10 protein-coding genes and 1 tRNA gene are annotated in these 12,034 nt (G+C 66.6%); 2 read left to right on the forward strand and 9 right to left on the reverse strand.

The window, feature by feature from the left end:
- Window positions 1–66: 66 nt before the first annotated feature.
- Window positions 67–1,230 carry an alkaline phosphatase family protein gene (locus LQF09_RS09655; protein WP_002927913.1) on the forward strand — a complete coding sequence of 388 codons (1,164 nt, stop codon included), beginning with the start codon at window positions 67–69 and terminating at the stop codon, window positions 1,228–1,230.
- Between the two features lie 19 nt (window positions 1,231–1,249).
- Here LQF09_RS09655 and LQF09_RS09660 read toward each other — a convergent pair whose 3' ends face one another.
- From LQF09_RS09660 to LQF09_RS09695, 8 genes are all read right to left on the reverse strand, one after another.
- The gene (locus LQF09_RS09660) at window positions 1,250–1,714 is read right to left on the reverse strand and encodes a DUF1178 family protein (protein ID WP_270069829.1); all 465 of its coding nucleotides are present in this window, start codon (window positions 1,712–1,714) and stop codon (window positions 1,250–1,252) included.
- Between the two features lie 71 nt (window positions 1,715–1,785).
- Window positions 1,786–1,870: transfer RNA gene (locus LQF09_RS09665), tRNA-Leu, on the reverse strand.
- Between the two features lie 9 nt (window positions 1,871–1,879).
- The gene (gene minE / locus LQF09_RS09670) at window positions 1,880–2,140 is read right to left on the reverse strand and encodes a cell division topological specificity factor MinE (protein WP_002927916.1); all 261 of its coding nucleotides are present in this window, start codon (window positions 2,138–2,140) and stop codon (window positions 1,880–1,882) included.
- A gap of 1 nt (window position 2,141) precedes the next feature.
- Window positions 2,142–2,954 (reverse strand): septum site-determining protein MinD, encoded by an 813-nt coding sequence (minD, locus tag LQF09_RS09675; protein ID WP_083485749.1) that lies wholly within the window; start codon window positions 2,952–2,954, stop codon window positions 2,142–2,144.
- Between the two features lie 32 nt (window positions 2,955–2,986).
- A complete protein-coding gene (minC, locus tag LQF09_RS09680; protein WP_002927923.1) occupies window positions 2,987–3,748 on the reverse strand; it encodes a septum site-determining protein MinC in 762 nt (253 codons plus the stop codon).
- A gap of 116 nt (window positions 3,749–3,864) precedes the next feature.
- Complete coding sequence (hslO, locus tag LQF09_RS09685; RefSeq protein WP_002927924.1) at window positions 3,865–4,740, reverse strand: Hsp33 family molecular chaperone HslO; 876 nt, start codon at window positions 4,738–4,740, stop codon at window positions 3,865–3,867.
- A gap of 46 nt (window positions 4,741–4,786) precedes the next feature.
- Window positions 4,787–5,140 (reverse strand): ArsC family reductase, encoded by a 354-nt coding sequence (locus LQF09_RS09690; RefSeq protein ID WP_002927927.1) that lies wholly within the window; start codon window positions 5,138–5,140, stop codon window positions 4,787–4,789.
- Window positions 5,141–5,187: 47 nt separating this feature from the next.
- Complete coding sequence (locus tag LQF09_RS09695) at window positions 5,188–7,575, reverse strand: Tex family protein (RefSeq protein WP_270069830.1); 2,388 nt, start codon at window positions 7,573–7,575, stop codon at window positions 5,188–5,190.
- Between the two features lie 258 nt (window positions 7,576–7,833).
- Here LQF09_RS09695 and LQF09_RS09700 point away from each other — a divergent pair, with 258 nt between their 5' ends.
- Complete coding sequence (locus LQF09_RS09700) at window positions 7,834–9,915, forward strand: YgiQ family radical SAM protein (protein WP_270069831.1); 2,082 nt, start codon at window positions 7,834–7,836, stop codon at window positions 9,913–9,915.
- Here the strand turns inward: LQF09_RS09700 and LQF09_RS09705 are convergent.
- On the reverse strand, window positions 9,912–11,912 hold the full coding sequence (locus LQF09_RS09705; protein ID WP_270069832.1) for a GGDEF domain-containing protein: 2,001 nt from the start codon (window positions 11,910–11,912) through the stop codon (window positions 9,912–9,914). The two genes, LQF09_RS09700 and LQF09_RS09705, sit on opposite strands and share 4 nt — an antisense overlap.
- Window positions 11,913–12,034: the final 122 nt, after the last annotated feature.

The following is a 12,034-nucleotide window of genomic DNA, read 5'->3' on the forward strand; positions in this document are numbered from 1 at the left end:
ATGAGCGGCGGATTTCAGCATGCAAGGGAGGATGGGCAGGGTCTGCAGCCGTCTGCCCTTGGTGACTTGCCCCTGCCTACCGCGGCCGTTCTTCCCGACTACGGCGACGAAGGCTTGTACGGCTTCGCCGCCGGCTTGCGCACCTGGCTGCATGACCTCCGTGCCGGTTGGCACCATGGTGGTGTCGAGCCCGGCGCGAGCAGCACGGTGGTGGTGATCGTCATCGATGGCTTGGGCGACGGCTTTCTCAACACCGTGGGCGCGGGCTCGACGCTGCTCGCGTATCGGCGTGGCAGCATGAGCTCGGTCTTTCCGAGCACGACTGCGAGCGCGCTTACCACGCTGCTTACTGGGGTCGCGCCGGCGGTCCATGGGCTGAACGGCTGGTTCATCCACGACCGTCGCTTCGGGGGGGTGATCGCGCCGCTGCCGCTGCTGCACCGGGGCGGGCCTGAGATTTCTGCGTTCCGCCTGCTGCCACGCCTGTGTCCGGTGGCGCCGATGTGGCACCACGCGTGCCGCCCCGTCAATCTGGTGTCGCCTGCCGAGATTGCCTACTCGCGTTTCTCGCTGCATCACGGCCGCGGCGCCCATATCGAGCCCTACGATGGCATCGAGGATTTCGGCCAGCGCATCATCGACATGGTCGATGCCCTGGCCTCCAGTGGTGGCCTCGTCCACGCCTACTACCCGGGCTTCGACGCCTTGAGCCATCTTCATGGCTGTCGGTCTGCGCATGTGCAAGCCTGTTTCTGGCGGCTCGATGCACTGTTCGCAAGCTTGCTCGATCGCCTGTCGGGGCGTGGCGTGCATCTGGTGGTGACGGCTGACCATGGCTTCATCGACGCGCCTGCCGCTGGTCGGGTGGATATCGCGCCGGGCAGCGAGTCTGCGGCGATGCTCGCCGCACCCTTGTTTGGCGAGCGCCGCCTGGCTTTCTGCAAGGTTCGGGAAGGGGCTGGCGACGAGTTCGAGGCTTGGGCAGGCACGGCGCTGGCCGGCAAGGCGGTTGCGATTCGCGCCCACGATTGCCTCGCTGCCGGCCTGCTCGGGCCGGGTGAGGCGCACTCTCGCCTGCTGGAGCGGGTGGGGACGCACGTGTTGCTGATGGAGCCCGGATGCACCATCGTCGATCAGGTCGAAGGCGAGACGCCTTATGCGCTCATTGGTGTCCACGGTGGCCTGACCGCGGACGAGATGCGAGTGCCGCGAATTGTCGCCTGCACCTGAGTGCAGCGGCGACTGCGCTTCAGTGCAGATCGTCGTCCTTGACGGGTACGGGTAACACCATGATGCCTTCGTCGAGCAACGCCTCGACGTCGTCGCGTGATGCGGCTCCGCGGATGTTGCGTGCCTCGGCTTCGCCGTAGTGGATGCGCCGCGCCTCCTCCGGCAGGCGCTCGCCCACGTCCTCGGCGTCGCGCGCCAGATTGCGCAGGGCATGGACAACCTGCGCAATCACTTGTGAGGGTGGCGAGGAGGCAGCGCTTGCAGGTTGGCCAGCATGTTCATCGTTGCCAACTGGCTTGCGTGTGCCGGGCATGGACGTGCGGGTCTGCACGTAGGGGGCGCTGGGCAGGCGGCGGATGCCGCGGCTGCTACAGATCGGACAGCTCACCAGACCGCGGGCAAGCTGATCCTCGAAGGCTGCGCTGGAGGCGAACCAGCCTTCGAATACGTGCTCATCGGGACAGGACAGATTCAGTACGATCAAGGCGGGCGTCCAGCGAAAAGAGGGTGCAGGCCCTATCCGGGCCGCAGTGCATGGACTTCAGCTGTGGTAAATGGTGCCCGGAGCGGGGATCGAACCCGCACGCCATGAGGCGAGGGATTTTAAGTCCCTTGTGTCTACCAGTTTCACCATCCGGGCGTTGTCGCGTCAGCGGCCCTGTTCGGGCAGCACGATGTTGACCTCAAGCACCTCGTAGTTGTCCTGCTTCTCGAGCTGCACCTTGATGTCGTCGGGGTTCACCGCGACGTACTTGGAGATGACCTCGATGAGCTCACGCTGGAGCGCAGGGAGGAAATCGGCCGTGGCACTGCCGCCGGCGCGCTCGTGGGCGATCAGCAGTGACAGGCGGTTCTTCGCGATCTCCGCGGTCTTCTTCTTTTCGCCGAAGAGGCGGGCGAGGAAGGACATGTCACTTGCCTCCGAACAGACGCTTGATGAGGCCCGGCTTCTCGTAATTGACGAAGCGTAGCGGACGGTCTTCGCCCAGGAAGCGGCCGACCACGTCGGAATAAGCCTCGGCCACATCCGTACCCTTGAGATGGATGGCGGGAGTGCCCTGGTTGGAGGCGTGCAGCACCGACTCGGACTCGGGGATGACGCCGATGAGCTGGACCCGCAGCAGTTCCTGAACGTCCTTGTAGGAAAGCATCTCACCGTCATCGACACGCTTGGGCGAGTAGCGGGTGATGAGCAGGTGCTCCTTCACTGGCTCGCCGCCTTCGCGTGCGCGCTTGGACTTGGACTGCAGGATGCCGAGGATGCGGTCCGAGTCGCGCACCGAGGAAACCTCGGGATTGGTGGTCACGATGGCCTCGTCGGCGAAGGTCAGCGCCATCACGGCGCCGCGCTCGATGCCGGCCGGGGAGTCGCACACCACGTATTCGAAGCCCATGTGCTCGAGTTCCTGCAGCACCTTCTCGACACCTTCCTCGGTCAGCGCATCCTTGTCACGGGTCTGCGAGGCGGGGAGAACGAAGAGGTTCTCGCAGTGCTTGTCCTTGATCAACGCCTGGTTCAGGCGCGCTTCGCCATTGACGACGTTGACGAGGTCGTACACCACCCGCCGCTCGCAACCCATGATGAGGTCGAGGTTGCGCAGGCCGACGTCGAAGTCGATCACTGCGGTCTTGTAGCCGCGCAGGGCGAGGCCGGATGCGAAGGCTGCGCTGGTGGTGGTTTTGCCCACACCGCCCTTGCCTGAGGTTACGACGATGACTCTCACGCTATCCCCTTGGTCTGATGCAATGCGCTGGCTCAGCCGAGCTGCAGCGCGTCGATGTTGAGTTGATGGTCGCTGCCCGTCAGTCGCACCATGGCCGGACGGCCTGCGATGGATTCGGGAATGCCGCGTTCGAACGTACGGAAAACGCCAGAGATCGAGACGAGCTCCGGCCCGAAATTGCTGGACATGATGCGAGCCGAGTGGTCGCCCTGGGCGCCCGCGATGGCGCGCCCGCGCAAGGGGCCGTAACAGTGGATGCTGCCATCGGCGATGACCTCGGCGCCCGGGCTCACGCCCCCGAGCAGGACCAGGTCGGCGCCGCGTGCATAGACCTGCTGGCCCGAGCGCAGCGGCCGGTCGACAAACAATGTCGGCGCGGGGCTGGGCGACGCAGCCGGCTGAGCAGCGGGCTGGGAGGCAGGCGCTGCCGCAGGCTCGGGCTGGCGCGCCGGCTCTGCGGCCGGCCGTTCCGGAAGCAGGGCGGCGTCCAGTAGCGCCAGTCCGGCCTGGCGGGCGCCGGCGTGGTGGTGTTCGGCGAGCCGGCAGGTACCGATCGGCTGCAGGCGGTAGCGTCGCAGCAGGGACTGCAGGCCCGCCCAGTCGATGCGCTCGGGGCCGTCGCGCAGGCTGCCGAAGTCGAGCACGACCGCCTCGCCGTTGAAGAAGTCGGGCATGCCGCCGAGCATCTTGTGCAGGGCGTCGGCGAGGACGGTGGGCTCTGCGGCCTGCAGCACGGCGACGGTGGCGCCCAGCGTGGTGTTGCGAAACTCGATCGGGCGGGCGGGCGCGGGCATGGACTGAACGTTCTTCAAAATCAAGGAAGTGTACTGATGCTCAGGCCATCGGGCAAGCGCGTACGGTGCATGCGTCGTGGGTGTCGCCTGATCCGCCGCCCACGCGTTGTGTGCCGTCAGTGCAGGGTCGGCGGCCGGAACAGTGCGTCGATGTCGTCCGCATCGAAGCGGTAGGTGTGGTTCGACAGGTCGTCGTGGACGACGATCTCTCCGTGTTCGGCGAGCATTGCGCGAACCTCCTGCTCGCCCAGGCCCTGTAGCATGGCCCCCACCTTGGCAGGGTCGGCAGGCCAGTCGTGGCGAACCGGCCGAGCCTCGAACAGGCGCACGGTCTCCTCGGCGAACAGCCGGCGCAGGATCTCCTCGGCCTCCAGGCCAAGCAGTTCGTCTTCGCGCACGGTCTGTGCCAGATGCTGCACCCGTGCCCATCCGTCGGCGTCGCGTTCGTCGGCGCCGGGCAGCTTCTGGACGAACAGCGCGACGGCGGCGTCCGCCGAGCAGGCCAGCCAGAGGCCTGCGGGTTGTTGCTCCGACTGGGCGAGATAGTTTTCGAAGCAGCGGGCGATGCTGTCGCCTTCGAGCGGGACCAGGCTCTGATAGGGCTGATCGAGGCCGGGGATGTCGAGCGAAAGCTGCAGGCGGCCGTCTCCGACCAGGTCGGCGACCCCGCCGTCGAGGGCCACCGAGGCAGGCACGGCGTCGGCCTTGGCGTAGGCGCGCAGGTTGAGCGATTCATTGCAGTCGACGACGAGCAGGCTGACCGGACCATGGCCGTTGACCTGGAAGGTCAGCCGCCCGGGCTGCTTGAGGTTGCCGGCGATGACGGCAGACACGGCAGTCATCTGGCCGAGCAGGCTTGCCACGGCAGGCGCATACCCGCGCTCGCGCTGCAGGGCCTGCCAGACGTCGGTCAGACGGACCACGGCGCCGCGGATGTCGAGTTCTTCCAGCAGGAAGCGCTGGACGTAACTTTTTGGGGGAAGGGCATTCATCAGTCGGTATTCCCTTGTCCCTGCACGCATGCAGGGGCTGTGTTGTTCAGCGTCGGGCGAGGTGCTCGAATGCTGCGGTATCGAGACCGACGACGAGTTCGCCGTCGGCGAACTCGACCACCGGGCGGCGGATCAGGCTGGGCTGGGCCTGCATCAGCGCGATTGCGGCAGCGGTGTCGGCAAGCGCTTGCTGTTCGGCTGAGAGTTTGCGCCAGGTCGTGCCACGTGTGTTGACGAGGGCCTTCCAGCCCAGGCGGTCGCACCAGCGGGTCAGCGTTGCGGTGTCGATACCGACCTTCTTGTAATCATGGAACGCATATGCGATGCCCTCGCCATCGAACCAGGCGAAGGTTTTTTTCATGGTGTCGCAGTTCTTGATGCCGTGGATGATCGGTTTCATGTCCTGAATCAGTGCTCTGAGGGTGGCGTGCGGCGGCGCGGTCCTGACTACTTGCCGTTGCGGGCGCGGGCGAAGGCATCGGCAAGGGCGTTGCCGGTCGCTGCGCGTGATGCGTCCTGGCGGCCAGCCGTCTTGTCCTGGGCGGGGGCACGACGGCCGTCATTGGTGCGCGGGCGCTGGTCGGCGCGTATCGCCGGGGCGCTGTCGCCACGGCGTGGCGTGGCGTCGTGCCGTCTTGCTCCAGGCTCGTTGTGCTTGGGCGTCGCTTCGTCCCCGAGCCGCATGGTCAGGGCGATGCGATGGCGCGGGATGTCCACTTCGAGCACCTTTACCTTTACGACTTGGCCGGCCTTGACCACGCTGTGGGGGTCCTTGACGAAGGTGTTCGACAGCGCGGAGATGTGGACCAGCCCGTCCTGATGCACGCCGATGTCCACAAAGGCGCCAAAGTTGGTCACGTTGGTGACCACGCCTTCGAGCAGCATGCCGGGCTCGAGGTCCTTGAGCGTTTCCACGCCCTCCCGGAAGGTGGCGGTGCGGAACTCGGGGCGCGGGTCGCGGCCGGGTTTCTCGAGCTCGGCGAGGATGTCCTGCACCGTGGGCAGGCCGAAGCGCTCGTCGGTGAACTCCGCCGGCTTCAGGCTCTTGAGGAAACTGCCGTTGCCCATCAGCTCGCGCACGCCTTTCTGCACCTTGGCGAGAATGCGCTCGACCACCGGGTAGGCCTCCGGGTGCACAGACGAGGCGTCGAGCGGGTTGTCGCCACTCGGGATGCGCAGGAATCCCGCGGCCTGCTCGAAGGTCTTGGGGCCGAGGCGTGGTACGTCCTTGAGCGCGTTTCGGCTGCGGAACGGCCCCTTGGCATTGCGATACTCGACGATGTTGCCGGCCAGCGTGGCGTTGAGCCCCGAGATGCGTGCGAGCAGCGGCGCCGAGGCGGTATTGACGTCCACACCGACCGCGTTCACGCAGTCTTCCACCACCGCATCCAGGCTCTTGGCCAGCCGGCCCTGGTTGACGTCGTGCTGGTACTGGCCGACGCCGATCGACTTGGGGTCGATCTTGACCAGTTCGGCGAGCGGATCCTGAAGTCGACGGGCGATCGAGACGGCACCACGCAGGCTGACGTCGAGCTCGGGGAACTCGCGTGCGGCGAGCTCCGAGGCCGAATACACCGATGCGCCGGCCTCGGATACCACGATCTTCGTCAGGCGCAGCTCGGGGTGGCGCTTCATCAGTTCTGCGACCAGCGCGTCGGTTTCGCGCGAGGCCGTGCCGTTGCCGATGGCAATCAGCTCGACACCGTGCTTTTTTGCCAGCGCGGCGATGGTGGCGATCGAGGACTCGCGGTCGCGGCGCGGCTCGAAGGGATACACGGTGGTCGTGTCGACCACCTTGCCGGTGGCATCGACCACCGCGACCTTGACCCCGGTACGAATGCCCGGGTCGAGGCCGATGGTTGCACGCGTGCCAGCCGGTGCTGCAAGCAGGAGATCCTTGAGGTTGCGCGCGAAGACACGGATCGCCTCTTCCTCGGCGCGCTCGCGCAGCTCGCTCATCAACTCGAGTTCGAGGTGGATGGAGATCTTTACGCTCCACGCCCAACGTGCAGTCTCGGCGAGCCAGCGGTCGGCCGGTCGGCCCTGGTTGCGAATGCCGAAGTGCACCGCAATGCGCCCCTCGCAGGGGTGCGGGGCGTCGGGGTCGTCGCGGTCGACGTCGAGTGCAAGGCGCAGCACGCCCTCGTTGCGCCCGCGCAACAGCGCCAGTGCGCGATGCGAGGGCATGGTCGCAATCGGCTCGGCGAAGTCGAACCAGTCGCGGAACTTGGCGCCTTCGTTCTCCTTGCCCTCGATCACGCTCGATCGTACCTGTCCATGCTCGTGCAGCCAGCCACGCAGCTCGCCAAGCAGGCGGGCGTCCTCCGCAAAGTGCTCCATCAGGATCTGGCGCGCGCCGTCGAGCACCGCTTTGGTGTCGGCGAAGCCAGCCTCGGCATTCAGGTATTTCCCGGCCTCGGCCTCGGGCGTCAGGGTGGGGTCGGCGAGCAGGGCTTCGGCAAGCGGGCCGATGCCGGCTTCGCGCGCGATCTGGGCCTTGGTGCGACGCTTGGGCTTGTAGGGCAGGTAGAGGTCTTCGAGGCGCTGCTTGGTGTCGGCGTGCTCGATCTCGGCGCGCAGTTCGGCGGTGAGCTTGCCCTGCTCGTCAATCGACGCGAGCACGGTAGCGCGCCGGTCTTCGAGTTCGCGCAGATAGCCAAGTCGCTCCTCCAGCGTGCGCAGCTGGGTGTCGTCCAGGCCGCCAGTGACTTCCTTGCGGTAACGGGCGATGAAGGGCACGGTGGCGCCGTCATCGAGGAGCTGGACTGCGCAGATGACCTGGCGCGGTGAGACACCGAGTTCGTCGGCGATGCGATGTTCGATCGGAGGAAGCATGGGCGGAATACGGCCTCTAGGCGCTGGAGAGGGGGAGGGGCCGGATAGTGCAACAGGCAGCGCGCGAAGATCAACCGCGATTGCGTGATTGTGTGGGCGTGATTGCGGCCAGCGTGGCCGGGTGTCGATACAATGGCGCCCATCATGCGTCAATCAGCTCGCTCCCTGCCTCCTGCAGCCCCTCCGCCCGCCTTGCCCGCAGGCGCTCCCAGTATTCTGTCCGCCGCCGAAAGTGGCGCCGCCGCGCCATTCCTGCCCATGTCGCGCAAGGAAATGGACGCGCTCGGCTGGGACGAATGCGATGTGATCCTGGTGACGGGCGATGCCTATATCGACCACCCCAGTTTCGGCATGGCCCTTGTCGGGCGCCTGCTCGAAGCCCATGGCTTCAGGGTCGGCATCATCAGCCAGCCCGACTGGCAGTCGGCCGAGCCCTTCCGTGTGCTGGGCCGGCCAAGGCTGTATTTCGGCATCACCGCCGGCAACATGGATTCGCTGGTCAATCGCTATACCTCGGACCGCAAGATCCGCTCCGAGGACGCCTACACGCCGAATGCCGAGGCTGGCAAGCGGCCCGACCGCGCGGTGACGGTCTATGCGCAGCGCGCCCGGGAAGCTTTCCCGGGTACGCCGATCGTCATTGGCAGCATTGAGGCCTCGCTGCGCCGGATCGCGCACTATGACTACTGGTCGGACAAGGTGCGGCGCTCGGTGTTGCCGGACGCCAAGGCCGACATTTTGCTCTTCGGCAATGCCGAGCGTGCGCTGGTGGCGCTCACCCAGCGCATGGCGGCGGGCGAGGCGATCGACTCGATTCGCGATCTGCGCGGCACCGCCTTCATGGTCAAGCCGGGCTGGCGCCCGTCCGACGAGTGGCATGAAACCGATTCACTGGCGCTGGACCGGCCAGGGCGCATCGACACTCACCCCGACCCCTACGCGATGGAGCCGGCGGCGGCTGCGCCCAGGCCGACGGCGGACGGCGCCCAGCCGGTGCGCATCGTACCCGCAGCAGAGCGTGTCGCCGCACGCCGCGCCGACCGTGCCCACACGGTAATCCGCCTGCCGTCCTACGAGCAGGTGAAGGACGATGCGGTGATGTACGCGCACGCCTCGCGGGTGTTCCACCTCGAGTCCAATCCGGGTAACGCGCGTGCCATGGTGCAGTGTCATGGCGAGGGGCCGGGCGCGCGTGACGTGTGGATCAACCCGCCGCCGGTGCCGCTCACCACGCCCGAGATGGATTTCGTCTACGGTCGTCCCTACGCGCGTGCGCCGCACCCGAGCTATGGCAGTGCCCGCATCCCGGCCTGGGACATGATCAAGTTCTCGATCAACATCATGCGCGGCTGTTTCGGTGGCTGTACCTTCTGTTCGATCACCGAGCACGAGGGCCGCATCATCCAGAGCCGCTCGCACGAATCGATCATCCACGAGATCGAGGAGATCCGCGACAAGTCGCCTGACTTCAAGGGCCACATCACCGATCTTGGCGGGCCCACGGCCAACATGTACCGGATGGCGTGCAAGAGCAAGGCGATCGAGGAAAACTGCCGACGCCTGTCCTGTGTGTACCCGGGCATCTGCGAGAACCTGAACACCGACCACAGCTCGCTCGTCGAACTCTACCGCAAGGCGCGCGCCGTGCCCGGTGTCAAGCGCATCACCATCGGCTCGGGCCTGCGCTACGATCTGGCAGTGCGCTCGCCCGAGTACGTCAAGGAACTCGTCACCCATCACGTCAGCGGCCTGCTCAAGATTGCGCCCGAGCACACCGAGGAGAACACCCTTGCCAAGATGATGAAGCCGGGCATCGGTGCCTACGAGGAGTTTGCCCGCATGTTCGAGAAGTTCTCGGCGCAGGCTGGCAAGAAGCAGCACCTGGTGCCGTACTTCATCGCTGCCCATCCGGGGACGACCGACGAGGACATGCTCAACCTGGCGCTATGGCTGAAGACGCACAACTTCCGCCTCGATCAGGTGCAGACCTTCCTGCCCACGCCGATGGCGATGGCGACCACGATGTATCACTCGCGCAAGAACCCGCTGAAAAAGGTGTCGGCCGACTCCGAAGTGGTCGAGACCGCGCGTGCCGGCAAGATCCGCAAGCTGCACAAGGCCTTCCTGCGCTGGCACGACCCGGAGAACTGGCCGATCCTGCGCGAAGGCCTGATGCGCATGGGGCGCGCCGAACTCATCGGCAACGGGCCCAACTGCCTTGTGCCGCGGCATCAGCCGGTTGCCAACCAGGCGAGCGTTGCAACGCGCAAGCCGGCACCCGGGACGTGCCGATCGTCCGCGAAAGGCCGCAAGGCCGTTGACCGGCGGGGCGCGCGCTAGGAGCGGGCGCTTCCTTGGCCGGCTGGCAGTGCGAGTGCCGATGCCGCGCTGGTCTCGACGCGGTTGCGCCCGCCCGCCTTGGCGCGGTACATCGCAGCGTCGGCCCGGCGCAGCAGCGACTCGGCGCTGTCGTCCTCGCCGCTGAAGCAGGTCAGGCCGATGCTTGGCGTGCTCTGGAGCGTCGCGGAGCCCACTTCGAAAGGCTGGTTCAGCGCGGCGAGGATCTTGTCGGTGATGACGGTGCCCTTGGCAAAGGCCTCCGTGCTGGAGTCGCCCAGGTCCTCGAGCATGATCACGAATTCATCCCCGCCCAGGCGTGCGACCGTGTCGCCCTCGCGTACGCATTGGCGCAGGCGGCTGGCAACCTCGCACAGCAACTCGTCGCCGGCTTCGTGGCCGTGGGCGTCGTTCACCGCCTTGAAGTGGTCGAGGTCGACGAACAGCAGTGCGCCGTGGTGGCCGTGGCGCCGGCTGTTTGCAAGGCCCTGCCGTAGCCGGTCGAGCAGGAAGCGGCGATTGGGGAGTTGGGTGAGCGTGTCGACGAAGGCGAGGCTGCGCATGGTCTCCTCGGCGTGCTTGAGCGCGCTGATGTCGACGATCACCCCATCGAGCCAGAGGTCTCGACCCAGCGCATCGGCGTGCACCCGCCCGCGCTCGCTGACCCAGCGCACCGCTCCGTCACGACCGAGCATGCGGTATTCCACCTCGTAGCTCGTCTGCTTGTCCGCGGCGTCGCGGATGGCCTGCTCGATGCGAGGGATGTCCTCGGGCTCGATGAAGTCGGCGAAAGACACCGCTCCGGAGACGAACTCATCCGCCGTGGCACCGGTCAGCGCCTCGACGCTCTGGCCGATGTGGATCACGGGCCAGGGGGCGCCGACCTGGCAGCGGAAGACCACGCCAGGTACGTTCTCGACCAGGGCGCGGAACTCGTCCCTGCTGGCGGCAAGGCTGTTTGCCGCGGCCTGCATGCGCCGACGGTGGAGGGCGTTGGTACGCAATACCGTGAACACCAGCACCCCTAGTGCCGAGCCGCCGACGAGGATCAACATCGGTTCCGCACTTTGGGAGTCGGCCTCGAAAGCCGCCGTGCTGCTGAAGCGCACCACCCAGTTGCGGCCGCCGACCTCCACCGCATGCGTCACCGTGTGACGTGCGTCGTGGCGCGCTGGGGCAGAGGCGAACAGCAGGTTGGCGTCGTCGGGGTGGTCGTCGAAGAGCTCGACGATGGCGTTGCGCAGGCCGTCGGCGAAGATGCTGCGCATCATGTCGTGCGCACGAAATGGGCTGTAGACATAGCCGAGCAGTGCGGTCCGTCGCCCCACGACATCACGGGTGTCGTTCTGGCGATCGAAAACGGGGAGATAGATCAGGAAGCCGGGCTGAGTGTTCCGGCCGTCCTCCTGGACCAGCGTCACCTTGCCCGATAGCGCGGCTTGGCCACTGTCGCGCGCGCGCGACATCGCCTCGCGCCGCACCGGCTCCGAGGACATGTCGTAGCCGAAGGCACGCAGGTTGCGGTCGATGAAGGGCTCGAGGTAGACGATGCTCGTGTAGGGGTCGCGCGCGCCCGGCGGATGGACGCTGTAGCCCGGAAAGCCCTCGCTGCGCACTGCGGCATGGTGCTCATCGAGCCTGGATGCAGGGATCAGCTCGGCAAAGCCGATGCCCTGGATGCCTGGCAATCCATCGTCGAGGTCGAGTGCAGCGACGTAGTCGTGCCACTCCTTGCGATCGACATGCTCGCTCGCCGCGAACAGCGCCGCGCCACCGCGCAAGACCTGCTCGTAGGCGCGCATGCGCGACAGGAGCTGGTTGCGCGCCACTTCCGTGCCGATCATGAAGCGGTCCTGGGCCCGCGTGTCGAGGTGGGTAGCCACGTACTGCGCCAGTGCGATGGTCAACGCACAGCTCACGCCCAAGGCAAGCCACGCGGCGGCACTGCGGTCGAGCAGTCCCGGGGTGCGGCCTTGCGGAGCATTCGCTTCTGGCGGCATGGGGCGACGTTTCCTGCGCTGTCGTTATCGATCAGTGTTTCACGAATTTCGGGCGCCTGCCAGCGTCGTGGCCGGCGGGCTGCAGCGCTGCCGGGCTTGGCGGCAAGCGCCCCGACTTACAT

Source organism: Thauera sp. WB-2 (genome assembly GCF_027594845.1).
Lineage (GTDB): Bacteria > Pseudomonadota > Gammaproteobacteria > Burkholderiales > Rhodocyclaceae > Thauera > Thauera mechernichensis.

What these genes read in the sequence shown, in the direction of transcription:
- minE (WP_002927916.1), bottom strand. Translation starts at nt 2,140, where the DNA reads ATGTCCTTCCTCGCCCGCCTCTTCGGCGAAAAGAAGAAGACCGCGGAG.
- minC (WP_002927923.1), bottom strand. Translation starts at nt 3,748, where the DNA reads ATGCCCGCGCCCGCCCGCCCGATCGAGTTTCGCAACACCACGCTGGGC.
- hslO (WP_002927924.1), bottom strand. Translation starts at nt 4,740, where the DNA reads ATGAATGCCCTTCCCCCAAAAAGTTACGTCCAGCGCTTCCTGCTGGAA.
- LQF09_RS09690 (WP_002927927.1), bottom strand. Translation starts at nt 5,140, where the DNA reads ATGAAACCGATCATCCACGGCATCAAGAACTGCGACACCATGAAAAAA.
- LQF09_RS09695 (WP_270069830.1), bottom strand. Translation starts at nt 7,575, where the DNA reads ATGCTTCCTCCGATCGAACATCGCATCGCCGACGAACTCGGTGTCTCA.
- LQF09_RS09700 (WP_270069831.1), top strand. Translation starts at nt 7,834, where the DNA reads ATGTCGCGCAAGGAAATGGACGCGCTCGGCTGGGACGAATGCGATGTG.
- LQF09_RS09705 (WP_270069832.1), bottom strand. Translation starts at nt 11,912, where the DNA reads ATGCCGCCAGAAGCGAATGCTCCGCAAGGCCGCACCCCGGGACTGCTC.